This window comes from Falsirhodobacter sp. 1013 (assembly GCF_051195255.1).
GTDB lineage: Bacteria > Pseudomonadota > Alphaproteobacteria > Rhodobacterales > Rhodobacteraceae > Falsirhodobacter.
In genome coordinates this window covers 109,562-131,309 of record NZ_JBNJLK010000004.1, presented here as the reverse complement: position 1 = coordinate 131,309, position 21,748 = coordinate 109,562, and the positions used below count along the sequence as shown (strand labels likewise).

The window sequence follows — 21,748 nt, the reverse complement described above, 5'->3', positions numbered from 1 at the left end:
TCAGAGTGGTCGTAAGCGGTTATACGCTTTGAGCGGCTTGTGCAATTTTTCTCTGGCCGGGCAGACGCTCGCATCACGTTCTGCGGGCGGATGTGGCCAAGCTGCACCGCACCTCTTCCAAAATCGCGCGTTTTGCAGCAAAGGAAGGACATGACAGGTTTCAGCTTCGACATTCACGCCACGGACGGGAAGGCCCGCACGGGCACGATCCACACCCCGAGGGGCGAGATCCGCACCCCCGCCTTCATGCCCGTCGGCACCGCCGCCACGGTCAAGGCGATGCTGCCCGAAAACGTCCGCGCCACGGGCGCCGACATTCTTCTGGGCAACACCTATCACCTGATGCTGCGCCCCACGGCCGAACGAATCGACCGCCTCGGCGGCCTGCACCGCTTCATGAACTGGGACCGTCCGATCCTGACCGACAGTGGCGGCTTCCAGGTGATGAGCCTGACGGCCCTGCGCAAGCTGACGGAAGAGGGGGTGCGCTTCAAGAGCCACATCGACGGCTCGTCCCACCACCTGACGCCGGAGCGGAGCATGGAGATCCAGCGGCTGCTGGGATCGGACATCGTGATGGCGTTCGACGAATGCACACCATTCCCGGCCGATGAAAAAACGGCGCGGCGGTCGATGGAATTGTCCATGCGGTGGGCCCAGAGGTCGCGCGACGCGTTTGGTGACCGGCCGGGCCACGCGCTGTTCGGCATCCAGCAGGGCAGCGTCTTCCCCGACCAGCGTGCCGAAAGCGCCGAAAAGCTGCAAGCCATCGGCTTTGACGGCTATGCCGTCGGCGGGCTTGCGGTGGGCGAGGGGCAGGAGATGATGTTCGATGTCCTCGACTATGCCCCCGGCATGCTGCCGGCCGACAAGCCCCGCTACCTGATGGGCGTGGGCAAGCCCGACGACATCGTGGGCGCGGTGGAACGCGGCATCGACATGATGGATTGCGTGCTGCCGTCGCGTTCGGGACGGACGGGCCAGGCCTTCACGCGGCGCGGCGTCATCAACATCAAGAACGCCCGCCACATGGACGATCCCCGCCCGCTGGACGAGGATTGCACCTGTCCCGCCTGCCGCAACTATTCCCGCGGCTACCTGCACCACGTCATGCGCGCGGGGGAGATCATCAGCTCCATGCTGATGACCTGGCACAACCTGCATTACTATCAGGAACTGATGCAGGGGCTGCGCGACGCGATCGCGGCGCAACGCCTTCCGGCCTTCGTGGCAGAGTTCCACGCCATGCGGGCGCAGGGCGACATAGAACCTCTTTGACGCCTGCGTGAAGGGCGCGCTATGTTCCTTCTTGGTTCTGCCCATGTGGTTGACTTGGGACAGGTGCGCCACCAGATAGGGTGCTCAGCCGGGGAAGGTCGGGCGTTGCCGATGGACGGGACCAGAGCCTTCCTGCGAAAGGACCGAAGATGAACGAGACACTTGCTCCGAGTTACCCCGTGTTGCCGCTGCGCGACATCGTGGTGTTCCCGCACATGATCGTTCCGTTGTTCGTGGGCCGCGAGAAGTCGGTGCGCGCATTGGAAGAGGTCATGTCCGAGGATCGCCAGATCCTGCTGTCGTCGCAGATGGACCCCTCCGTTGACGATCCGGGCACCGATGGCATCTATCGCACGGGCGTTCTGGCCAATGTCCTGCAACTTCTGAAACTGCCGGACGGCACCGTGAAGGTGCTGGTCGAAGGCAAGTCGCGCGTGCGCATCACCGACTTCGTCGAGAATGACCGCTTCTTCGAGGCCCATGCCGAAACGCTGGACGAAGTGGCCGGAAGCGAGGAAACGGTGGACGCCATGCTGCGCGCCGTGGCCGACGAATTTGAACGCTACGCCAAGATCAAGAAGAACATCCCCGAAGAGGCGCTGTCGGCCGTTTCGGAATCGACCGATCCCGCACGTCTGGCCGACCTTGTGGCCGGTCATCTGGGCGTGGACGTGGCGCAGAAGCAGAAGCTGCTGGAAACGTTGGACGTGGGTCAGCGCCTTGAAGGCGTCTACGGTCACATGCAGGGCGAGATGAGCGTTCTTCAGGTCGAGAAGCGCATCAAGAGCCGCGTCAAGAACCAGATGGAGAAGACGCAGCGCGAGTACTATCTGAACGAGCAGATGAAGGCCATTCAGAAGGAACTCGGCGACGGGGAGGACGGCCAGAACGAGGTCGCCGAACTGGAAGCGCGGATCGCCGCCACGAAGCTTTCGAAAGAAGCGCGCGACAAGGCGGATGCCGAGATCAAGAAGCTGAAGTCCATGTCCCCGATGAGCGCCGAGGCGACCGTCGTGCGGAACTACCTCGACTGGCTTCTGGGCGTGCCGTGGGGCGTGAAGTCCAAGGTGAAGAAGGACATCGGCAAGGCGCAGGCCGTGCTGGATGCCGATCATCACGGGCTGGAGAAGGTCAAGGAACGCATCACTGAATATCTGGCGGTGCAGGCGCGTGCGACGAAGCTGAAGGGGCCGATCCTGTGCCTCGTCGGTCCCCCGGGCGTGGGCAAGACCTCGCTTGGCAAGTCGGTCGCGAAGGCGACGGGGCGCGAGTTCATCCGTATTTCCCTTGGCGGCGTGCGTGACGAATCCGAGATCCGCGGCCACCGTCGGACCTATATCGGCTCCATGCCCGGCAAGATCATCCAGGCGCTGAAGAAGGCCAAGACCACGAACCCGCTCATCCTTCTGGATGAGATCGACAAGATGGGGCAGGACTTCCGTGGCGACCCGGCTTCGGCCATGCTGGAGGTGCTGGACCCGGAGCAGAACGGCACGTTCGTGGACCACTATCTTGAGGTGGAATACGACCTGTCGAACGTGATGTTCCTGACCACGGCCAACTCCTACAACATGCCGGGCCCGCTTCTGGACCGGATGGAGATCATCCCGCTGTCGGGCTATACCGAGGACGAGAAGCGCGAGATCGCGAAGACCCACCTCGTGCCGAAGCAGATCGAGAACCACGCGCTGAAGAAAAGCGAATTCTCGGTCACGGACGGCGCGTTGACCGAGGTGATCCAGTCCTACACCCGTGAAGCCGGCGTGCGGAACCTGGAGCGTGAACTGGCGAAGCTGGCCCGCAAGGCCGTGACCGAGATCGTCAAGGGCAAGACCCCGTCGGTCGAGGTGACGGAAGCCAACGTGGCGGAGTTCCTGGGCGTGCCGCGCTATCGTCACGGTCTGGCCGAGAAGGAGGATCAGGTCGGTGTCGTGACCGGACTGGCCTACACCTCGGTCGGGGGGGAGCTGTTGCAGATCGAAGCGCTGCGCCTGCCGGGCAAGGGCCGGATGAAGACGACCGGCAAGCTGGGCGACGTGATGAAGGAGTCGATCGACGCGGCCTCCAGCTATGTCCGCTCCATCTCTCCGGAGCTGGGTGTGAAGCCGCCGAAGTTCGAGGCGATGGACATCCACGTGCACGTTCCGGAAGGGGCGACCCCGAAGGACGGTCCGAGCGCGGGTCTGGCGATGGTGACGTCCATCGTGTCCGTTCTGACGGGGATCCCCGTCAAGAAGGACATCGCCATGACAGGTGAGGTCACGCTGCGCGGCAACGCGCTGCCGATCGGCGGGCTGAAGGAGAAGCTCCTTGCGGCGCTGCGCGGCGGCATCAAGACGGTGCTGATCCCGCAGGAGAACGAGAAGGATCTGGCGGAGATCCCGGACAACGTGAAGCAGGGGCTGAAGATCATCCCCGTGACCCATGTCCGCGAGGTTCTGCGCGAAGCGCTGGTGCGGGCGCCGGAGCCGGTGGAATGGGACGAGGCGGCCGAGGAGGCCGCTGCGGCCCGCAGGATCGCCGAGCAGCCGGTGCATCAGCAAACGGCACACTGATCCGGAAGACGCGCCCTCGGGCGCGTCTTTTTCTTTTCACGGCCTGAAAAAGCGGTATCGTCCTGAAAGATTGTCACGTTTGGGATGAACAGCATGGCCACGAAGACGACCGCACGCGCGACGAAGGCAAAGGCGCCGCAGCCCGAACCCGAGGTGGAGCCGAAGGAAGCGCCGGAGGTCACCAAGCTGCCGGATCTGGTGGACATGGTCGTGGAAGCCACGGGCAAGAACCGCAAGGAAGCACGCCCGATCATCGACGCCCTTCTGGTGGCGATCCAGGCGAGGATCACGGCGGGGGACGATCTGATCCTGCCTCCGCTGGGCCGGCTGCGCGTGATCAAGCGCAACGACGAGAACGGCGTCGTCACGCTGAAACTGCGTCCGCAGAACACGGATGCGAAAACCGCGAAAAAGGCTCTTGCAGACGACGAGGAGTGAGGCTAAACCCCCGGCATCGGGCGATTAGCTCAGTGGTAGAGCGCTTCGTTCACATCGAAGATGTCGGGGGTTCAAATCCCTCATCGCCCACCATCCCGATACGTGCGGGCCGTTAGCTCAGTTGGTAGAGCGTTTCGTTTACACCGAAAATGTCGGCGGTTCGAGCCCGTCACGGCCCACCATGACGGATACTTCCCCCCTGCGGTGGAACCAAAGCCGTCTGACAGGCGCTGTTATGCGCAATGTCCCAGGAAGGCGGCACCATGAAACGCAATGACGAAACCGGCAAGAGTGGCCTGCGTGGACCGATGAGAATCGTTTTTGCGATCATCATCGTGGGCATCATCGCCATCGTGGCCACGTCCTTCTTCGCCGATCGTGGCCCGCAGGGCAACGACGCGGATGGCGGAGGGGTCAACCAGACCGAATAAGCCAGACCTTAACAAGGTGTGAAGGTCCCGCACGGCACCTTCGGACCCGAGTCATCTTCTTGCGACAGATTGACCGTCAGGCAAAAGCCGCTGTCAGCAAGAAGGATCAAAGATGGCCAACAGATTTGCAGGCGTTGAAAAGGGTGTGACCGCTGCCGCCTTCGGGGCCGTGGCGATCGCGCCCTCCGATACCGTGGACCTGGCGGAGGATGTACGTGCCCTGACGATCGGGCTGGCGGGCATCGTGCGGTATGTTAGCTCGGACGGGATCACCTACACCACGGCGGAACTGCCCGTCGGCACCTATCCGATGTTCGCCCGCCGCATCCTTGCGACGGGCACCACAGCCGGGAAGATCACCGGCTGGATCTAAGGCCTCAGACGCGGATCGGATCCGCCTTGGCCAGCTTGTCGAACGCCATCAGCCGTTCGACAAGCGCCTGCATCTGGTCCAGCCGGATCATGTTCGGCCCGTCCGAAGGGGCGCTGTCCGGATCTTCGTGCGTTTCGATGAAGACCCCCGCGATCCCGAGGCTTACGGCCGCACGCGCCATCACAGGTGCGAATTCCCGCTGCCCGCCGGAAGCACCACCCAGTCCGCCCGGCTGCTGCACCGAATGCGTGGCGTCCATGATGACCGGGTAGCCGGTTTTCGCCATCGTCGGCAGGCCACGCATGTCGGCCACCAAGGTGTTGTAGCCAAAGGACGTGCCCCGTTCCGTCAGCAGGATGCGGTCGTTGCCGGTGGAGGACACCTTCTCGGCCACGTTCGCCATGTCCCAGGGGGCGAGGAACTGGCCCTTCTTGATGTTCACGACCGCCCCGGTTTCCCCCGCCGCGACCAGAAGGTCCGTCTGGCGGCACAGGAAGGCGGGGATCTGGATCACGTCCACGACCTTTGCCGCCTCGCGCGCTTGCGCGATGTCGTGGATGTCGGTCAGCACGGGCAGGCCGCTGGCCTTGATCTTTTCCAGCACGGCCAGACCGGCTTCCAGCCCCAGCCCGCGGCGCCCGTTCAGCGACGTGCGGTTGGCCTTGTCATAGCTGGCCTTGAACACGTACTGGGCGCCGGCGGCCGCGCAGATCTCGGCCATGCGGCCGGCGATCATTTCGGCGTGGTCCAGGCTTTCCAGCTGGCAGGGGCCTGCAATCAGACACAAAGGAAGATCGTTGCCGACGCGGAGGCCGGCGATGTCGACGGTTTTCATCTTGGGTCCTTTTACGAGGAGACCTGTTCGCGCAGGATGGCGACAGTCATCGAGATCATCAGATAGATTCCGAGGAACACCAGCAAAGATACCAGCGTGTTCTCGAAAGCGCGGGGATAGACGGCGGCATCCGGCGCAACCGGATTGACGTTGCGCGACAGATACCGCGTCTGACGGGCGGCTTCCACCCGTGCCGTTTCCATGGCGCGCAACGATTCGCCCAAAATCATCTGCCGCATTTCCACGTCGCCCTGTGCCAGCGCCAGTTGCGCCTGCAGGCGGGCGATCGATTCATCCCCGCCGCTGGAAGCGGTCAGACGGCCGCGCAGTTCGGTCACCTGATCCTCCAGACGCTGGATGCGGGCGCGCACGGGCTGCATCCGCGCCTCGTTCGGACGGGCGTTCGACTGCATCTGCTGCAGCGACAGCCGCTCCTCCAGAAGCTGGGAGTTCAGGGTGGAAAGCTGCGAGGTGATCAGCGACACCTCCACGTCCGAGGAGATCATGCGGAACTGCTCCTGCAACTCCACCATCTTCTGCTGCGAGGTCAGCATGGCCTGCTCGGCATTCTCGTAGCCTTGCTGGGCGCCGCGCATCTGGTCTTCGCGCATCCGCTGCGTCAACTGGTCGACCTGCTCCTCGGCGTAGCCGATCAGCGCCTCGGAAAACGCGACGGCGGTCTGCGGGTCCTCGGCGATGACCTCCATCCGCGTGATGCCTTCGGTCGGGTCGAACGAGATCTTCACGTTACGTTTGTAGACGGAATACACATCCTCCATCGTTGCGCTTTCAGGGATGCGTTGGAGCGGATCGATCTCTTCGGACGCGAAATGCTCCCGGAAGCCGAGGTCGGTGTTCAGCCGTTCCATCGCCTCGCGCGATTGAAGGTAGCCCTGGACGGCGATGGAATCCTGGATCACCTGCAGCGGAGAGGTGGACAGCATGCTGCTGCTGGGCTGCGTCGGGTTCTGGGACGTCTGGATCACGAATTCGGACTTGGCCGAATAAAGCGGCGTCGCGATCACATAGAAGTAGTAGCCGGCGATGATGGTCGGCAGCAGCACGAAGAAGGCCAGCCGCAGGCCCAGAAGCATCAGCTTGCGCTGGCGACGGCGCGCGATGTCCTGCTGGATCTGGCGCAGCTCGCGCAGGTGGCTTTCCTGGGCCCGCTGTTCGGTCGATGGAAGCTGGATCGGCTGCATCTTCTGCGGCAGGTTCGGCGTTCCCGTTTCCGCCTGTCGGCTGGACACGACCAGATCCATCAACGAGGCGCGCTGGAACGGGTCGATCCCCGACCGGCGCAGCAGGATGACCGCCATGTGGTCGGACGATGCCTGGATGTTGTGCTTGGCGGCGATGCGACGGGCCAGCCGCAACTGGCGCCCGGTCAGGTTCTCGCCCTCCACGGCCGCGATCTCGTCCGCGGTGATGCGTTGGTCGGAAGGCGGCTGGCTGGGCGTGGCGCGGTTGATCCCCGGTCCAAGGCCGTCATCGGGCTCCATGAACAGGTCCTCGGGGCGCAGCTGCGAGGCCGGGTGCGGGTCCGTCGGTTCGGGCGGGCGGGTGCGATAGCGCTTAGCTGTGAGCTTGGTAGTCATAAAGGCGCTTCGCCTCCTCGAGAGATTCGAACATGTAAAGCTGGCCGTTCCGCAGCACGGCGGCCGTCTTGCAGAATTTTTCCAGCGTCTTGGGCTGGTGGGACACGATGACCATGGTGCCGGTCGCCAGCCGCTGCTGCAGGATCATACCCGCCTTGCGGTTGAATTCCACATCCGTCGTGGTCGGCATTCCTTCGTCGATCAGGTAGATGTCGAACTCCAGCGACAGCATGAGCGAGAAGGTGAACCGCGCCCGCATCCCGGCCGAGTAGGTGGAAACGGGCTGGTCGAAATATTCGTTGATGTCGGTCAGCCAGCGGCAGAAGCTTTCCACATAGTCGGGATCAAGGCCGTAGAGCCGCGCGACGTAGCGGGCGTTCTCGTTCGCGGAATGCTTGGGGTTGATGCCGCCCATGAAGCCCAGCGGGAACGACACGCGGGAACTGCGGCGGACCTCGCCCTCATCGGGTTTCTCCAGGCCGGCCATCATGTTGATGAGCGTCGTCTTGCCGGTTCCGTTCGGGGCCAGGATGCCCAGCGAATTCCCGATCTCCACCCGGAAGGAGGCGTTGTCGAGGATCACCTTGCGCTGCTGTCCCGTCCAGAAGGACTTGCTGACATTGTTGAATTCGATCATCCCAGTATCCTGACCTGCGCGTTGTCCTGCGGGATCGGGGGCGCACCCCGCTTCAACCTCTACGACAGGCTGACCCACATGACAATCATGGCGGGTCATCGTTAAGATTCCTGCCATGCCGGGGGCTGGCGTTCCGGCGGGAATCGTAGGATGGCTGGTCCAGCCCCGCCGCCACGGAGAATGCGATGACCCCCCTTGATCATGCCTATGCGCAGATGGCCGCCGATGACGCCGACGACGCCGCGCGTCTGACCTATTACGAACGTCTGGCCGAGTCCGAGCTGGTCTGCCTGACCGATGGGGAAGCGCGGGAAGGCGCCGTCACGCCGAAACTCTTTCCGCTGGAGGACGGGCCCTACGTCCTCGCCTTCGACAGCGATGAAAAGCTGTCGGCCTTCACCGGCATCACCAACACGTATGCGGCCCTTCCGGGGCGGGTGATCGCGCGGCAGCTGGCGGGGCAGGGGGTCGGCCTTGCCGTCAACCTTGGCGCCGACAGTGCCATGCTGCTTCCGCCCGAAGCCGTGGACTGGCTGGCCGGCACGCTGGACCATGCGCCCGAACAGGCCGAGGCGGTGCCCACGGCCTTCCTGCCGCCGCAGGTGCCGCAGCGCCTTCTGGACGCGTTGGGGCAGAAGCTGGCCCATGCCGGCGGCCTTGCCAGCCACGCCCTTCTGGCGGGCGTGTCCTATTCGGACGGGCGACACGGGCATCTTCTGGCCTTCATCGGCGCGCGCGAGGAGGCGGAGGAGGCGCTGGCCCGTTCCGCAGCCGAAGCGCTCACCTTCTCGGGGATCGATGCGGGGGAGATGGACGTGGTGTGCTTGCCGGACGGCCCGGCCGCGCGCCGCATGGCCGAGATCGGGATGCGGCTGGACATGCCCGCACCCCAGGCGCCCGAACGGCCCGCCAACCGGGCCCCCGGAACCGATCCGGAGCGTCCTCCGCGCCTGCGTTGATGGGGTATTAAAATACCGTTCTTTCAAGACGCTGATTTTACGTGATTAAATCACGGTTGTGGCGCTTGACGCGGGAACGGGAATAAAGGATACACCCTCATCAATCGCGGGGCTCTGCCTCGCCCCACTTCGATTAGGGTTCAGTGATGAAAACCTTTACCGCTACCCCGGCGGACATCGAGAAGAAGTGGATCCTGATCGATGCCGAAGGCATCGTTCTGGGCCGCCTCGCCACGATCGTCGCCAGCATCCTGCGCGGCAAGCACAAGCCGACGTTCACCCCCCACATGGACATGGGTGACAACGTCATCGTCATCAACGCCGACAAGGTGCAGATGACGGGCAACAAGCGCGCCGACAAGCGTTACTACTGGCACACCGGCCACCCGGGCGGCATCAAGTTCCGCACCGTGGCACAAGTGCTGGACGGCGCCCACCCCGAGCGTGTGGTGACCAAGGCCGTCGAGCGCATGATCACCCGCAACAGCCTCGGTCGTCAGCAGATGACGAACCTGCGCGTCTACGCCAGCGCCGAACATCCGCACGAAGCTCAGCAGCCGACCGTTCTCGACGTTGCGTCGCTGAACCCGAAAAACACGCGGAGCGCCTGATCATGGCTGACATCAAATCCCTCGACGATCTGAAATCGGCCGTGTCGGAGTCCGCTCCGGTTCAGGCGGAAACGCCGCTGCGCGAAGCCGTCCGCGACGCGCAGGGCCGCGCCTATGCCACCGGCAAGCGCAAGGACGCGGTCGCCCGTGTCTGGATCAAGCCGGGTTCGGGCAAGGTCACCGTCAATGGCAAGGAAATGGCGACCTACTTCGCCCGTCCCGTGCTGCAGATGATCCTGCGCCAGCCGTTCACGATCGCCAACCGCGAAGGTCAGTTCGACGTCGTGGCCACGGTCGCCGGCGGCGGTCTTTCGGGTCAGGCCGGTGCCGTGAAGCACGGCGTGTCGAAAGCCCTGCAACTCTACGATCCCACGCTGCGCGCCGCGCTGAAAGCCGCCGGCTTCCTGACGCGTGACAGCCGTGTCGTGGAACGGAAGAAATACGGTAAGGCCAAAGCCCGCCGCAGCTTCCAGTTCTCCAAGCGCTGATCCGCTTGCAGTTTTGGAAAGGCCCGCCGTTCTGGCGGGCCTTTTTCTATGGGTTGTCCATCAGGCCCAGATCTTCGCGCAGTACGCGCCCCAAGGCCCGGCGGCCAAAGAAGCTGTCAATCTGCCGCGCCTTGATGGTCGTGGGCCGCAGGCAGGCATGGCCGTGCCGGTCTTCGCCCAGAACATACTCCCGCTCGGCTCCATACAACTCGGCCCGGCTGGCAGTTACGGCCACCACGGTGATCTTTAGGGAGCGGAAGGTCAGATCCTCCGCCCAATCCGGGTTCTCGGCCCGCGCACGCTGGATCAGGGTGGTGAAGCGGCCGATATCCTTTTCCTCTCCGCTTGCCAGCGGACCAAGGTTCGTGGCCCAACGGGCGTCGGTGTCGGGGCTTTCGTCATCGCTGTGGCGTTCGTTGCGTTCGGGAATCACGGCATGCAGGCGCTGCCCGTCCGTGGTGCGGGCGTCCAGCACGATGTCCAGAAGAAACACCGGCTCCAGCCCCAGGTTGGTCACGAAGCAGTGGGAATTCAGCCCCCGCCCCGCGCCCGAGGTGATGAGGATCGAGGGGCAGTGCTGCCGCCGATAGCTCATCAGGAAGACGTTCAGGTAGACGATCCAGATCGCCGCCGTCACGCCGGTCAGCCCGGCCGAGATCAGCGGTGCGTATTCAAGAAGCAAGGGCAGCAAATCAGTCCCATTCCTTCGTGTTGCGGCCCGGCTCCTTCAGCAGGGGTTCCACCGGGCTGTCCTTGATCTTGCGACGCTCCTCCTCGGACCGGGCGGCGCGGGCGCGTTCGTCCCGGATCTTCTCGGCATCATTATGGGGATCGTTCTCGCGGGTCATCGGTGTCTCCTTTTGCAGGGTGAACCTTCCGGTCGGGCCGGGGGTTCCCGGAACCCGGACCTTTGCCAGCGTGTTCCTGCCCGCAAAGGAGAACACCATGACATCCATCGACTGCGACGTGGCCGTGATCGGCGCGGGAACCGCCGGCCTCGCGGCGGAACGCCATGCCCGCAAGAACGGGGCGCGCACCGTCCTGATCGACCCGGCCTTTCGCGGCACCACCTGCGCGGCCGTGGGGTGCATGCCGTCGAAGCTGCTGATCGCGGCCGCGCAGGCCGCCCATTCGGTGCGGCAGGCGCCGGAATTCGGCGTGATGGCGACAGCCGAGGTGGATGGCAAGGCCGTCATGGCCCGCGTCCGTGCCTTGCGGGATCATTTCGTGGCCGGGGTGAAGGACAGCTTTGAACGGGTTCCGCAAAAGCTGAAGGGCAAGGCGCGCTTCACCTCCGCCACCACCCTGGAACTGGAGGGCGGGGAGCGTGTGACGGCCAAGGCCATCGTCATCGCGACCGGCGCCACCCCTTCGGTTCCCGAGGATTACGACGTCGTCTCCGACCTGGTGCTGACGAACGAGACGGTGTTCGAGCTGGAGGATTTTCCGAAACGGCTTGCGGTGATCGGCGCGGGATCGTTGGGCGCCGAGCTGGCGCAGGCCTTCGCCCGCTTGGGGGTGGAGGTGACGCTTCTGGACTCGGGCTCTGGCGTTGCGGGCCTGAAGGGGGAGGAAGCGGCGCGCATGGCCGACTTCCTGCGTGAGGACATGGCCGTGCATCTGGAGGCGAAGGTCAAGGTCGCGCGGGATGGGGCGGGGGCCCGACTGGACTGGGAGCAAGGTTCGGTCGTCGTGGACCGGGTGCTCGTGGCGGCGGGTCGTCCGCCCGCGCTGAAGGGGCTGGGACTGGAAACGACGGGTCTGGTTCTTGACGACCACGGCACGCCTGAATTCGACCACGCCACCCTGCGCTGCGGATCCTCCACGATTTTCATCGCGGGCGATGCCAACCACGACCGCCCCGTGTTGCACGAGGCGACGGCCGAGGGCAGCATCGCGGGCCGCAACGCCGCCAACCTGTCGAACATTCTGGCCGCCGAACGAAAGGTGCCGATGGCGATCACTTTCACCCATCCCAATGTAGCGACCGTGGGCCATGTGCCAGAGGGGGTGGAGACCGTCACCGGTCGTGCGGACTACGCCGATCAGGGCCGCGCCCGGGCCGAGGCGCACAATCGCGGCTTCGTCCGGCTGGAAGGGGACGGGGAGGGTCATATCCTGTCCGCCACCCTGTGCATGCCCGACGGGGAACATGTGGCCCACTACTTCGCTCTGGCCATAAGCCAGGGGATGACAGCGGCCGAGATGCTGGATCAGCCCATCTATCACCCGACGCTGGAGGAGGGTTTGCGCAAGGCCCTGTCGCAGATCTGCCAGCACTGCAACCTTCCGGTGCCGTGGGACCGGCGCAGCGGCCCGCAGCCGGGGGACATCTGACCCTCGGACGGCCCGTATATTCTTGGCAATGTGTCACGAATTATCTAGGATCGAAACGTCCCGGCGTGTGCTGCGTGCGCCGGATCGGCATCCCTGAACGGAGACTGATATCAACTTTCGTTCGAAGGGACGCAGATCCATGACCTCATCCCGGCCCGGAAAGGGCAACCTCAGCTTCCGCACCTTCCTGCAAAGCGAATCCGCAGGCGGCATTATCCTGATGGTGACGGCCGTGCTGGCGATCCTTGTCGCGAACTCGCCGCTGCACCTTGTCTATTCCAGCGCGCTTCACGCCTATCTTGGCCCGCTGAGCGTTCAGCACTGGATCAACGACGCGCTGATGGCCGTGTTCTTCCTGATGGTCGGGCTGGAGATCAAGCGCGAGATGACGGACGGGCAGTTGTCCACCTGGCCGCGCCGGATCCTTCCGGGGGTGGCCGCGCTGTTCGGAATGGCAGTGCCGGCGCTGATCTACATCACCATCAACCGCGACCATCCGGAGGTTCTGCGGGGCTGGGCCATCCCGTCCGCCACCGATATCGCCTTCGCGCTTGGCGTGCTGTCGCTTCTGGGGCCGCGGGTGCCGGTGTCGCTGAAGATCTTCCTTGCCGCGCTGGCCATCATCGACGATCTGGGGGCGGTGGTCGTCATCGCGTTGTTCTACACCTCCGGTCTGTCGGTGCCGGACCTGATCGCGGCGGCACTGGTCATCGCGGCGCTTCTGGTGATGAACCGTGGCGGCATCCGCAGCCTTTGGCCCTATCTTCTGCTGGGCGCGATCCTGTGGGTGTTCGTGTTCCGGTCGGGCGTGCACGCCACGCTCGCGGGCGTGATCCTGGCGCTGTGCGTCCCGATCCAGCGGACACCCGGCGCGCCCGAGGCGAAGGGTGCCATCTCTCCGCTCCACCGGCTGGAACAGGCGCTGCACACACCGGTGGCCTTCATCGTCGTGCCGATCTTCGGCTTTGCAAATGCGGGCGTGTCGCTGATCGGGGTGGATCCTTCGATCTTCACGGCACCGGCCACGCTTGGGGTGGCGTTCGGGTTGTTCTTTGGAAAGCTGATCGGTGTCTTCGGGGCGGTGGCGCTTCTGGTGATCGCGCGCGTGGTCGATCTGCCGGCCGACGCGACGTGGCGGCAGGTTCTGGGCGTGTCCATCCTGTGCGGCATCGGCTTCACCATGAGCCTGTTCATCGGCCTTCTGGCCTTCGACGATCCGATCGTTCAGGAGGAAGTGAAGATCGGAATCCTCATGGGATCGATCCTGTCAGGGCTGGTCGGTTACGCCATTCTGGCCACCTCGCCGATCGTGCCGCGCCGCAAGGCGGGTTGACGGGGACGGATGCAGGGACCACGTTTCCTGCATCCGAAGACGTGCGGCCGGACGGGCCGCGATCCGAGAGAGTGACATATGACCTATCCTGACACGCAGCTGTTCATCGATGGCACCTGGCGCGCCGCACGCCAAGGCGCCACGATCCCCGTGATCGACCCGGCGACCGAGGAGGTGATCGGGCAGGTGGCCCATGCCCGCACCGAGGATCTGGACGACGCGCTGGCCGCGACCCTTCGCGGCTTCGACACCTGGCGCAAGACCTCCCCGTTCGATCGGTCCAAGCTGATGCGCCGCGCGGCGGAGATCCTGCGTGAACGGGCCGACACGATCGCGCCGATGATGACGCGCGAACAGGGCAAGCCGCTGGCGCAGGCGCGCATGGAAGTCATGGGCGCCGCCGACACGATCGACTGGTTCGCCGAGGAGGCGCGCCGCACCTATGGCCAGATCATCCCGGCCCGCACGGTGGGCGTCCAGCAACTGGCCGTTCGCCATCCCGTCGGTCCGGTGGCGGCGTTCACGCCCTGGAACTTCCCGATCAACCAGGTCGTGCGCAAGCTGTGCGCGGCGCTGGCGGCCGGTTGTTCGATCATCGTGAAGGCTCCGGAGGAAACGCCAGCCTCGCCCGCCGAACTGATCCGTGCCTTTGCGGATGCGGGCGTTCCGAACGGGGTGATCGGTTTGGTTTACGGCGTTCCGGCCGAGATTTCGGAATACCTCATCAAGCATCCGGTGATCCGCAAGATCAGCTTTACCGGCTCCACTCCTGTCGGCAAGCTGCTGGCCGGCATGGCGGGCCAGCACATGAAGCGCGCGACGATGGAACTGGGCGGCCATGCGCCGGTCATCGTGGCAGGCGACGCCGACTGGCAGAAGGCCGCCGCGCAGATGGCCGCCAGCAAGACCCGCAACGCCGGTCAGGTTTGCGTGTCCCCCACGCGTCTCCTTGTGGACCAGAAGATCTCAGACAACTTCCTTGAGGCGTTTTCATCGGGGATGCAAAAGATCAAGGTCGGCAACGGCTTTGACGAGGGGGTGGAGATGGGCCCGCTGGCCAACGAACGCCGCATCCCGATGATGGAAGAGTTGATCGGCGACGCCGTCGAAAAAGGCGCGACGCTTGTGACTGGGGGTCACCGCATCGGCAACAAGGGCTGGTTCTTCGAGCCGACGGTGCTGGCCGACGTGCCGCTGAACGCGCGCATCATGAACGAGGAGCCCTTCGGCCCCGTTGCGATCGTGAACCGCATGGCGTCGCTTGACGACATGATCGCCGAAGCGAACCGTCTGGAATTCGGTCTGGCGGCTTATGCCTATGCCCGCAGCCACGAGGCGGTGGAGCGGATCGGCCGGGAAGTCGAGTCGGGGATGATTTCGATCAACCACATCGGGTTGGCGCTGCCGGAAACGCCCTTCGGCGGGATCAAGGACAGCGGCTATGGCACCGAAGGCGGGTCCGAGGCCGTGATGGCCTACATGGACACCCGGTTCGTGACAGCCGCGCACTGATCAGAAGAAAGGCCGGTCTTTCGACCGGCCTTTTTGCTCTCAGCGTGCCTGCACTTCGCGAGACTCTTGGCTGATGGCGCTGCCAGCGACCGCGAGATCGTTGCCTGCACCTTCGACCGTGTTGCACGCGGCCAGAGCGGCCAGAGCGAGGATCGGCAGAAGCGTCAGTTTACGCATTGGGAGGTCCCTTTCGATGTTGCCGGTGCAAACGCAGGCCCTGTCGAAAATGTTCCCGCTTATCCGACGCGAAGGAACCGGTCGCCTTGCGGCACCACCTTGCCGTCAGTGGAAAGGGCGAGGAGGTGGGCCTGCACATTCAGGCGGGCCGCCGGCGCCAGCCCGGGGCTGAGGCGGCGGTAAAGCTGCGCCACGAGATCGTCCAGCGTCAGAGGGCCCTGTTCCAGCAGGGAAAGGATGGACGCCTCGCGCATCAGGCGGCTGGTCTTCAGCGCCTCCAGCCGTTGGGCGGGGGCGTCGATCGGGTCGCCGTGCGACGACAGGAACCGCCGCCACGGCCGCGCCGCCAGCTTGTCGAGCGAGGCGATATAGGCCTTCAGATCCCCGCGCGGCGGGATGATGGCCGACGACGCCCAGCCCATCACGTGATCCCCCGTCAGGCACAGATCGCCGATGCCGAAGCACAGGTGGTCGTCGGTATGGCCCGGCGTGTGGATCACCTCCACGCGCCACGTCTCGCCCTTGACCGTGTCCCCGTCCTGCAACGCCACATCCGGCACGAGCGCCGAGGCGGACGCGTGAAAGGCCAGAAGCGGCGCGCCCGTGGCGGCCTTCAGGCCCGGGACCAGCGCGGAATGGTCCCGGTGATCATGGCTCATCAGGATGTGTGTGATCTTTTCGCCCTTCGTGGCGTCGAGGATCGCCTGAAGGTGGGCAGGATCGTCGGGGCCGGGATCCAGCACCGCCACCTCCCCCTGACCAAGGATGTAGGTGTTCGTGCCACGAAAGGTCATGGCCGAGGGATTGGGTGCCAGAAGGCAGCGGATGCCGGGTTCGATCATGGCGCGGAACATATCGCATCGGGCCGCGGGATAAAGTCTTGCTGTTGCGGTAGGCGCGGATAATGTTGCCTCATGGCCAAGTTCCGCCCCCCCTTGCCGCGAAGCCTGTCCGGCCGCGCCGCCCTGATCCTGATCGTTCCCATCCTGACGATCCAGCTGGTCTTCTCGCTTCAGTTCATCCAGCGCCATTACGAAGGTGTGACCCAGCAGATGGCCCGGGGGCTGGAAATCGAGCTGAGCTATCTTCTGGACGTTTATGCGGCGGACCCGACCGAGGCGCAGCGGGTGGCGAAGGCGTTGCAGATCCGGCTTCTGGCGCCGGCGGTGTGGGACTTCCACGCGGATCGGAGGGATTTCTGGGACGTGTCGGGGCGGGCGCTCATCACGACCCTCCGTGACGGGCTGCCGCTGACGGCGGTGGATCTTCAGCATGACAACGGCGAGGTGCGGCTGCGGCTGGACACCCCGCGCGGCCCTGTCAACGTGGAGGTGGACCGGCGCCGGATCTCGGCCTCCAACCCGCACCAGTTGCTGGTGCTGATGATCATGACCTCGGTCCTGATGACGGTGATCGCGTTCCTGTTCCTGTCGAACCAGCTGCGCCCCATCGCGCGGCTGGCGCAGGTGGCGGAAGCGTTCGGGAAGGGCCGCACCGTGCCCTACCGCCCCCGCGGCGCGCTGGAAGTGCGCGCGGCCGGCGCGGCGTTTCTTGAGATGCGCAACCGGATCGAGCGGTTCATCGAGCAGCGCACCCTCATGCTGTCGGGCATCAGCCACGACTTGCGTACGCCGCTGACGCGCATGAAGCTTGAACTGGCCATGATGGACGGAGACGAGGTGGCGGACCTGCGCCGCGACGTGCAGGAAATGGAGCGGCTGGTGGACGAATTCCTTGCCTTCACCCGCGGCGACGCGACGGAGGAGGTGGTGCACGCGGACGCCGCCGAACTGGCGCGGCAGGTCGTGACGAACGCCGAACGGATGGGTCAGAACGTCCATCAGGGCCCGCTGGACGACAACGCGACGGTGCCGCTGCGCCCGCAGGCGGTGAAGCGGGCGCTGGAAAATCTGGTAGGGAACGCCGTCCGCTACGGGACGGTGGCGCGGGTCAGCCTGATCGGCAGCCCGCAGAACATCCGCCTCGTGGTCGAAGATGACGGCCCCGGCATCCCGAAGGAAATGCGCGACGAGGCGCTGACGCCCTTTGCCCGTCTGGGGGCGGAGCGGGACCCCAATCAAGGTGGCGGCGTGGGCCTTGGCCTGTCCATTGCCGCCGACATCGCCCGCAGCCATGGCGGGCAGCTTCGGCTGCTGGAAAGCGCCGATCTGGGCGGGCTCCGGGCGGAGATCGTGCTGGCGCGCTGAACCCGCGTGCCCTTGCAGGTGCCGTCCGGCATGACTAAGACTCGGGGGAAGATCACGGGACCGCGGTTCCGACGCATGCGAAGGGCAGGGCAGATGAAAGATCCGATCGACACTTACATGAACACGCTCGTCCCGATGGTGGTCGAACAGACGAGCCGCGGCGAACGCGCCTACGACATCTTCTCGCGCATGCTGAAGGAGCGGATCATCTTCCTGTCCGGCCCCGTCCATGACGGCATGTCCAGCCTGATCTGCGCCCAGCTCCTGTTCCTTGAGGCGGAAAACCCGTCGAAAGAGATCAGCATGTACATCAACAGCCCCGGCGGCGTCGTGACGTCGGGCCTGTCGATCTACGACACGATGCAGTACATCAAGCCGAAGGTGTCGACGCTGGTGATCGGGCAAGCGGCCTCCATGGGGTCGCTGTTGTTGACCGCAGGGGAAAAGGGGATGCGGTTCAGCCTGCCGAACAGCCGTGTCATGGTTCACCAGCCGTCCGGCGGGTATCAGGGTCAGGCGACGGACATCATGATTCACGCGCGCGAGACGGAAAAGCTGAAACGCCGCCTGAACGAGATCTATGTCCGCCACACGGGCAACGACTACGAGACGGTCGAGGCGGCGCTGGAGCGCGACAACTTCATGTCGGCCGAGGATGCGAAGGCCTGGGGCCTGATCGACGAGATCGTCGAAAGTCGCGGCAAGGCCGAACCGGCGGCCTGACGACGCCCGTTTTGCGATTGTGGAGGCCAGGTGACTGGCCTACATTGGACCCTTAATGTTCCGGTCCCGAATGGGGCCGGGGGCTTCCCCAGAGGACGACATGGCGAACACGACCGGCGGCGACAGCAAGAACACCCTCTACTGCTCGTTCTGCGGAAAGAGCCAGCACGAGGTTCGCAAGCTTATTGCAGGGCCGACCGTATTCATCTGCGATGAATGCGTGGAACTTTGCATGGACATCATCCGCGAGGAGACGAAGTCTTCGGGCCTGAAGACGACCGGGGGTGTTCCGGCCCCTGCGGAGATCTGCAAGGTGCTGGACGACTATGTGATCGGGCAGGTGCACGCGAAGCGCGTGCTGTCCGTGGCGGTGCACAACCACTACAAGCGGCTGAACCATTCGTCGAAAACGGATATCGAGCTTTCGAAGTCGAACATCCTGCTGATCGGCCCGACCGGCTGCGGCAAGACGCTGCTGGCCCAGACGCTGGCGCGCATTCTGGATGTGCCCTTCACGATGGCCGACGCGACCACGCTGACCGAGGCCGGCTATGTCGGCGAGGATGTGGAGAACATCATCCTCAAGCTGCTGCAGGCGTCGGAATACAACGTGGAACGCGCGCAGCGCGGCATCGTTTATATCGACGAGGTCGACAAGATCACGCGGAAGTCCGACAACCCCTCCATCACCCGCGACGTATCGGGCGAAGGGGTGCAGCAGGCGCTTCTGAAGATCATGGAAGGCACCGTCGCCTCCGTCCCGCCGCAGGGCGGTCGCAAGCACCCGCAGCAGGAATTCCTGCAGGTGGACACGACGAACATCCTGTTCATCTGCGGCGGTGCGTTCGCGGGCCTTGACCGGATCATCGCGCAACGCGGCAAGGGATCGGGCATCGGTTTCGGGGCCGAGGTGAAGGATCCGGACGCGCGCGGCGTGGGCGAGCTGTTCTCGGAGCTGGAGCCGGAAGATCTGCTGAAGTTCGGCCTGATCCCGGAATTCGTCGGCCGTCTGCCGGTTCTGGCGACGCTGACAGATCTGGACGAGCCGGCCTTGGTGACCATCCTGACCGAGCCGAAGAACGCCTTGGTCAAGCAGTACCAGCGCCTGTTCGACATCGAGGACACGCGCCTGACCTTCACCGACGACGCGCTGAGCGCGATCGCCAAGCGGGCGATCAAGCGCAAGACGGGCGCTCGCGGCCTCCGTTCGATTATGGAGGACATCCTGCTGGACACGATGTTCGAACTTCCGGGTCTGGAAGGCGTGGAGGAGGTTGTCGTGAACGAGGATGCCGTGACCAAGGGCACGAAGCCCCTGATCGTACACAGCGACAAGAAGGAGCCGGCTTCGGCGGGCTGACCAAAGCGGGCGGGGATGGACTGGATTCCGTTCCCGCCTTTTGTCATAGATGCGGCGACGGAGGCGGAGGTTGGCATGTTGAAGACACTTGTTCGGGCATTGACCTGGTGGAACGGCCAGACGTTGAACACGCAATTCTGGACGTGGCGCAATGGCCAGAAGGTCGGCGAGGACGAACAGGGCAATGTGTTCTACCAGACCCGCGACGGCAAACGCCGCTGGGTCATCTACAACGGTGAGGCGGAGGCCAGCCGCATCGACACAAACTGGCATGGCTGGCTGCACCACACGTGGAACGAGCCTCCGACGACGCGCCCCTTGGTTCACAAGACCTGGGAAAAACCGCGTCAGGAAAACCTGACAGGAACGCCGGCGGCCTATGCGCCCGCCGGGTCGCTGCGCCGGGTCGAACCCGTGCAGCGGAAGGATTACGAGGCATGGCGTCCGGAATAATGACTCAGAACACAACAGAAGTAGTGGTAGGCGGGGCGGTTTTGGCCGTCGCGGCGGCGTTCGTGATCTATGCGGGGCAGATGGCCGGGCTGGGTGGCCAGTCGGGCACCTATTCCCTGCACGGCAGCTTCCGCACCGCAGATGGCATCGGCGTGGGCACGGATGTACGTCTGGCCGGCGTGAAGGTCGGCACGGTGACGGATATCAGCCTGAACCCCAAGACGTTCTTCGCCGATGCGACCATCAGCGTCCCGCAGGACATTCAGGTGCCGGTGGATTCGTCGCTCCTCATCTCCTCCGAAGGTCTGCTGGGTGGCAACTTCGTGGAGATACAGCCGGGCGGCGCGCTTGAGAATGTCGAAGCCGGCGGTGAGATCGAGGATACGCAGGGATCGGTCAGTCTGATCTCGCTTCTCATGGCGTTTGTGGGCGGAAAGGGCGGCGATGACGCCCCGGCGGCGGATCCGGCTGTTCCATGAAGCGCTTGTGTCTGGCGCTGGCGTTGTTGGCCACGCCTGTGGCCGCACAGGATGTGGACCGCGCGGTCAGCCAGTCCGGCGGAACCGTGCGGTGGCTGGACAAGGTGACGGGCGCCACCACCGATCTGTCGATGTCCCGCGGCCAGACGGTGACGCAGGGCTTCCTGACCATCCAGATGGACGATTGCCGCGTTCCGGCGGCGGATCCATCCTCGGACGCTTATGCCCATCTGACGATCATGGACACGCGGGTGGCGACGCCCGTCTTTTCCGGCTGGATGATCGCGTCCAGCCCGGCCTTGTCGGCGCTGGACCACCCGCGTTACGACGTCTGGGTGCTCGACTGCGACGGCTGAACCACATCGTCCGCTGACGGAGCGTAGCTGGGTGGCAGGAAGTCTGCCTTGTGGCGCAGAGCCATCTTCAGCCGGTTCTGATACTGGTTGCGGCTGATCTCTTGTCCGCCCAGCGTCGCCAGATGCGGGGTCAGGAACTGCGTGTCGAACAGTTGGAAGCCGCCGGCATTCAGGCGATGCACCAGCCACGCCAAAGCGATCTTCGATCCATCCACGCGGTGCGAGAACATGCTTTCGCCGAAAAACGCCGCGCCGACGGTGACGCCATAGGTGCCGCCGATCAGCGTGCCGTCGCTCCACACCTCCAACGAATGCGCATGGCCTGCGGCGTGAAGGTCCTGGTACAGATCCTCGATCCGGTGGCTGATCCAGGTGTCGTCCCGCTGCGCGCAGGCCTGCACGACGCCCCTGAAATCTCGATCCACATGCACCTCGTAATCCTTTCGCAGCAGACGGCGCCGCAGGGATCTGGAGATGTGGAAGCCGTCGAGGGGAAGAACCCCGCGCCGCTGCGGTTCGATCCAGCGAAGATCCGGATCGTCCCGGCTGTCCGCCATGGGGAAGATCCCCATGGCGTAGCCGCGCAGCAGCAGGTCGGGCGTCAGCAC

Annotated in this window: 25 protein-coding genes and 2 tRNA genes; 19 read left to right on the top strand and 8 right to left on the bottom strand. The window is 64.6% G+C overall.

Annotated elements, in window-relative coordinates:
• Nucleotides 1-150 precede the first annotated feature (150 nt).
• From tgt to ACSHZY_RS08625, 7 genes are all read left to right on the top strand, one after another.
• Entirely contained in the window at nt 151-1,278 is a 1,128-nt protein-coding gene (gene tgt / locus ACSHZY_RS08655; protein ID WP_435168187.1) for a tRNA guanosine(34) transglycosylase Tgt, read from the top strand.
• A gap of 149 nt (nt 1,279-1,427) precedes the next feature.
• A complete protein-coding gene (gene lon, locus ACSHZY_RS08650; protein ID WP_435168186.1) occupies nt 1,428-3,833 on the top strand; it encodes an endopeptidase La in 2,406 nt (801 codons plus the stop codon).
• A 93-nt stretch (nt 3,834-3,926) separates the two neighbouring features.
• On the top strand, nt 3,927-4,271 hold the full coding sequence (locus tag ACSHZY_RS08645) for an HU family DNA-binding protein (protein WP_435168184.1): 345 nt from the start codon (nt 3,927-3,929) through the stop codon (nt 4,269-4,271).
• Nucleotides 4,272-4,289: 18 nt separating this feature from the next.
• Nucleotides 4,290-4,364, top strand: a tRNA-Val gene (locus ACSHZY_RS08640).
• A 13-nt stretch (nt 4,365-4,377) separates the two neighbouring features.
• Nucleotides 4,378-4,453, top strand: a tRNA-Val gene (locus ACSHZY_RS08635).
• Nucleotides 4,454-4,579: 126 nt separating this feature from the next.
• Nucleotides 4,580-4,702, top strand: coding sequence for a hypothetical protein (locus ACSHZY_RS08630; protein ID WP_435168182.1), 123 nt, complete (start codon nt 4,580-4,582; stop codon nt 4,700-4,702).
• 112 nt (nt 4,703-4,814) lie between these two features.
• A complete protein-coding gene (locus ACSHZY_RS08625) occupies nt 4,815-5,075 on the top strand; it encodes a spike base protein, RCAP_Rcc01079 family (RefSeq protein ID WP_435168180.1) in 261 nt (86 codons plus the stop codon).
• Nucleotides 5,076-5,079: 4 nt separating this feature from the next.
• On the opposite strand, the gene kdsA is transcribed toward ACSHZY_RS08625, so the two are convergent.
• Genes kdsA through ACSHZY_RS08610 form a run of 3 tightly spaced genes read right to left on the bottom strand, consistent with a single transcriptional unit; the run spans nt 5,080 to nt 8,145 of the window.
• Nucleotides 5,080-5,910 carry a 3-deoxy-8-phosphooctulonate synthase gene (gene kdsA / locus ACSHZY_RS08620; RefSeq protein ID WP_435168178.1) on the bottom strand — a complete coding sequence of 277 codons (831 nt, stop codon included), beginning with the start codon at nt 5,908-5,910 and terminating at the stop codon, nt 5,080-5,082.
• An 11-nt stretch (nt 5,911-5,921) separates the two neighbouring features.
• Nucleotides 5,922-7,508, bottom strand: coding sequence for a capsule biosynthesis protein (locus ACSHZY_RS08615; RefSeq protein ID WP_435168177.1), 1,587 nt, complete (start codon nt 7,506-7,508; stop codon nt 5,922-5,924).
• A complete protein-coding gene (locus ACSHZY_RS08610; protein ID WP_435168175.1) occupies nt 7,486-8,145 on the bottom strand; it encodes an ABC transporter ATP-binding protein in 660 nt (219 codons plus the stop codon). Before ACSHZY_RS08610 ends, ACSHZY_RS08615 begins: the two co-directional genes overlap by 23 nt.
• 185 nt (nt 8,146-8,330) lie before the next feature.
• Between ACSHZY_RS08610 and ACSHZY_RS08605 the strand changes: the two genes are divergently transcribed.
• The 3 genes from ACSHZY_RS08605 (at nt 8,331) to rpsI (ending at nt 10,203) form a co-directional block, all read left to right on the top strand.
• Nucleotides 8,331-9,104 (top strand): SseB family protein, encoded by a 774-nt coding sequence (locus tag ACSHZY_RS08605; protein ID WP_435168174.1) that lies wholly within the window; start codon nt 8,331-8,333, stop codon nt 9,102-9,104.
• Nucleotides 9,105-9,250: 146 nt separating this feature from the next.
• Nucleotides 9,251-9,715, top strand: a complete 465-nt coding sequence (gene rplM, locus ACSHZY_RS08600; RefSeq protein ID WP_435168172.1) for a 50S ribosomal protein L13 — start codon at nt 9,251-9,253, stop codon at nt 9,713-9,715.
• A 2-nt stretch (nt 9,716-9,717) separates the two neighbouring features.
• Nucleotides 9,718-10,203: a 30S ribosomal protein S9 gene (gene rpsI / locus ACSHZY_RS08595; protein ID WP_435168171.1), complete on the top strand. Its 486-nt coding sequence runs from the start codon at nt 9,718-9,720 to the stop codon at nt 10,201-10,203.
• A gap of 46 nt (nt 10,204-10,249) precedes the next feature.
• Here the strand turns inward: rpsI and ACSHZY_RS08590 are convergent, their stop codons facing one another.
• Together ACSHZY_RS08590 and ACSHZY_RS08585 are read right to left on the bottom strand one after the other, a co-directional pair.
• The gene (locus ACSHZY_RS08590; protein ID WP_435168169.1) at nt 10,250-10,894 is read right to left on the bottom strand and encodes a hypothetical protein; all 645 of its coding nucleotides are present in this window, start codon (nt 10,892-10,894) and stop codon (nt 10,250-10,252) included.
• Between the two features lies 1 nt (nt 10,895).
• Nucleotides 10,896-11,051, bottom strand: coding sequence for a hypothetical protein (locus ACSHZY_RS08585; protein ID WP_435168167.1), 156 nt, complete (start codon nt 11,049-11,051; stop codon nt 10,896-10,898).
• Between the two features lie 97 nt (nt 11,052-11,148).
• Here ACSHZY_RS08585 and ACSHZY_RS08580 point away from each other — a divergent pair, with 97 nt between their 5' ends.
• The 3 genes from ACSHZY_RS08580 to ACSHZY_RS08570 all read left to right on the top strand — a co-directional run bounded on the left by ACSHZY_RS08580 (nt 11,149) and on the right by ACSHZY_RS08570 (nt 15,385).
• A complete protein-coding gene (locus tag ACSHZY_RS08580) occupies nt 11,149-12,540 on the top strand; it encodes a dihydrolipoyl dehydrogenase (RefSeq protein ID WP_435168166.1) in 1,392 nt (463 codons plus the stop codon).
• 139 nt (nt 12,541-12,679) lie between these two features.
• Nucleotides 12,680-13,873 (top strand): Na+/H+ antiporter NhaA, encoded by a 1,194-nt coding sequence (gene nhaA / locus ACSHZY_RS08575; RefSeq protein WP_435168164.1) that lies wholly within the window; start codon nt 12,680-12,682, stop codon nt 13,871-13,873.
• Between the two features lie 78 nt (nt 13,874-13,951).
• Complete coding sequence (locus tag ACSHZY_RS08570) at nt 13,952-15,385, top strand: NAD-dependent succinate-semialdehyde dehydrogenase (protein ID WP_435168163.1); 1,434 nt, start codon at nt 13,952-13,954, stop codon at nt 15,383-15,385.
• 39 nt (nt 15,386-15,424) lie between these two features.
• Here the strand turns inward: ACSHZY_RS08570 and ACSHZY_RS08565 are convergent, their stop codons facing one another.
• Both ACSHZY_RS08565 and ACSHZY_RS08560 read right to left on the bottom strand, forming a co-directional pair.
• Complete coding sequence (locus ACSHZY_RS08565; RefSeq protein ID WP_435168161.1) at nt 15,425-15,562, bottom strand: entericidin A/B family lipoprotein; 138 nt, start codon at nt 15,560-15,562, stop codon at nt 15,425-15,427.
• 59 nt (nt 15,563-15,621) lie between these two features.
• Nucleotides 15,622-16,404 carry an MBL fold metallo-hydrolase gene (locus ACSHZY_RS08560; RefSeq protein WP_435168160.1) on the bottom strand — a complete coding sequence of 261 codons (783 nt, stop codon included), beginning with the start codon at nt 16,402-16,404 and terminating at the stop codon, nt 15,622-15,624.
• A gap of 72 nt (nt 16,405-16,476) precedes the next feature.
• Here ACSHZY_RS08560 and ACSHZY_RS08555 point away from each other — a divergent pair, with 72 nt between their 5' ends.
• From ACSHZY_RS08555 to ACSHZY_RS08530, 6 genes are all read left to right on the top strand, one after another.
• Complete coding sequence (locus ACSHZY_RS08555; RefSeq protein ID WP_435168158.1) at nt 16,477-17,769, top strand: ATP-binding protein; 1,293 nt, start codon at nt 16,477-16,479, stop codon at nt 17,767-17,769.
• A 93-nt stretch (nt 17,770-17,862) separates the two neighbouring features.
• On the top strand, nt 17,863-18,492 hold the full coding sequence (locus ACSHZY_RS08550) for an ATP-dependent Clp protease proteolytic subunit (protein WP_271974016.1): 630 nt from the start codon (nt 17,863-17,865) through the stop codon (nt 18,490-18,492).
• Nucleotides 18,493-18,592: 100 nt separating this feature from the next.
• A complete protein-coding gene (gene clpX / locus ACSHZY_RS08545) occupies nt 18,593-19,852 on the top strand; it encodes an ATP-dependent Clp protease ATP-binding subunit ClpX (RefSeq protein ID WP_435168156.1) in 1,260 nt (419 codons plus the stop codon).
• Between the two features lie 75 nt (nt 19,853-19,927).
• Nucleotides 19,928-20,305 carry an NADH:ubiquinone oxidoreductase subunit NDUFA12 gene (locus ACSHZY_RS08540; protein ID WP_435168154.1) on the top strand — a complete coding sequence of 126 codons (378 nt, stop codon included), beginning with the start codon at nt 19,928-19,930 and terminating at the stop codon, nt 20,303-20,305.
• Nucleotides 20,305-20,784, top strand: coding sequence for an outer membrane lipid asymmetry maintenance protein MlaD (gene mlaD, locus ACSHZY_RS08535; RefSeq protein WP_435168152.1), 480 nt, complete (start codon nt 20,305-20,307; stop codon nt 20,782-20,784). The genes ACSHZY_RS08540 and mlaD overlap by 1 nt, the downstream gene beginning before the upstream one ends.
• The gene (locus ACSHZY_RS08530; protein ID WP_435168150.1) at nt 20,781-21,140 is read left to right on the top strand and encodes a DUF2155 domain-containing protein; all 360 of its coding nucleotides are present in this window, start codon (nt 20,781-20,783) and stop codon (nt 21,138-21,140) included. Before mlaD ends, ACSHZY_RS08530 begins: the two co-directional genes overlap by 4 nt.
• Here ACSHZY_RS08530 and aat read toward each other — a convergent pair.
• Nucleotides 21,107-21,748, bottom strand: a complete 642-nt coding sequence (gene aat, locus ACSHZY_RS08525) for a leucyl/phenylalanyl-tRNA--protein transferase (RefSeq protein ID WP_435168149.1) — start codon at nt 21,746-21,748, stop codon at nt 21,107-21,109. The two genes, ACSHZY_RS08530 and aat, sit on opposite strands and share 34 nt — an antisense overlap.

Bases quoted from the DNA above. Each gene is read 5' to 3' on its own strand.
- tgt (WP_435168187.1), top strand. From the start codon at position 151: ATGACAGGTTTCAGCTTCGACATTCACGCCACGGACGGGAAGGCCCGC.
- lon (WP_435168186.1), top strand. From the start codon at position 1,428: ATGAACGAGACACTTGCTCCGAGTTACCCCGTGTTGCCGCTGCGCGAC.
- ACSHZY_RS08645 (WP_435168184.1), top strand. From the start codon at position 3,927: ATGGCCACGAAGACGACCGCACGCGCGACGAAGGCAAAGGCGCCGCAG.
- ACSHZY_RS08630 (WP_435168182.1), top strand. From the start codon at position 4,580: ATGAGAATCGTTTTTGCGATCATCATCGTGGGCATCATCGCCATCGTG.
- ACSHZY_RS08625 (WP_435168180.1), top strand. From the start codon at position 4,815: ATGGCCAACAGATTTGCAGGCGTTGAAAAGGGTGTGACCGCTGCCGCC.
- kdsA (WP_435168178.1), bottom strand. From the start codon at position 5,910: ATGAAAACCGTCGACATCGCCGGCCTCCGCGTCGGCAACGATCTTCCT.
- ACSHZY_RS08615 (WP_435168177.1), bottom strand. From the start codon at position 7,508: ATGACTACCAAGCTCACAGCTAAGCGCTATCGCACCCGCCCGCCCGAA.
- ACSHZY_RS08610 (WP_435168175.1), bottom strand. From the start codon at position 8,145: ATGATCGAATTCAACAATGTCAGCAAGTCCTTCTGGACGGGACAGCAG.
- ACSHZY_RS08605 (WP_435168174.1), top strand. From the start codon at position 8,331: ATGACCCCCCTTGATCATGCCTATGCGCAGATGGCCGCCGATGACGCC.
- rplM (WP_435168172.1), top strand. From the start codon at position 9,251: ATGAAAACCTTTACCGCTACCCCGGCGGACATCGAGAAGAAGTGGATC.
- rpsI (WP_435168171.1), top strand. From the start codon at position 9,718: ATGGCTGACATCAAATCCCTCGACGATCTGAAATCGGCCGTGTCGGAG.
- ACSHZY_RS08585 (WP_435168167.1), bottom strand. From the start codon at position 11,051: ATGACCCGCGAGAACGATCCCCATAATGATGCCGAGAAGATCCGGGAC.
- ACSHZY_RS08580 (WP_435168166.1), top strand. From the start codon at position 11,149: ATGACATCCATCGACTGCGACGTGGCCGTGATCGGCGCGGGAACCGCC.
- nhaA (WP_435168164.1), top strand. From the start codon at position 12,680: ATGACCTCATCCCGGCCCGGAAAGGGCAACCTCAGCTTCCGCACCTTC.
- ACSHZY_RS08570 (WP_435168163.1), top strand. From the start codon at position 13,952: ATGACCTATCCTGACACGCAGCTGTTCATCGATGGCACCTGGCGCGCC.
- ACSHZY_RS08565 (WP_435168161.1), bottom strand. From the start codon at position 15,562: ATGCGTAAACTGACGCTTCTGCCGATCCTCGCTCTGGCCGCTCTGGCC.
- ACSHZY_RS08560 (WP_435168160.1), bottom strand. From the start codon at position 16,404: ATGATCGAACCCGGCATCCGCTGCCTTCTGGCACCCAATCCCTCGGCC.
- ACSHZY_RS08555 (WP_435168158.1), top strand. From the start codon at position 16,477: ATGGCCAAGTTCCGCCCCCCCTTGCCGCGAAGCCTGTCCGGCCGCGCC.
- ACSHZY_RS08550 (WP_271974016.1), top strand. From the start codon at position 17,863: ATGAAAGATCCGATCGACACTTACATGAACACGCTCGTCCCGATGGTG.
- clpX (WP_435168156.1), top strand. From the start codon at position 18,593: ATGGCGAACACGACCGGCGGCGACAGCAAGAACACCCTCTACTGCTCG.
- ACSHZY_RS08540 (WP_435168154.1), top strand. From the start codon at position 19,928: ATGTTGAAGACACTTGTTCGGGCATTGACCTGGTGGAACGGCCAGACG.
- mlaD (WP_435168152.1), top strand. From the start codon at position 20,305: ATGACTCAGAACACAACAGAAGTAGTGGTAGGCGGGGCGGTTTTGGCC.
- ACSHZY_RS08530 (WP_435168150.1), top strand. From the start codon at position 20,781: ATGAAGCGCTTGTGTCTGGCGCTGGCGTTGTTGGCCACGCCTGTGGCC.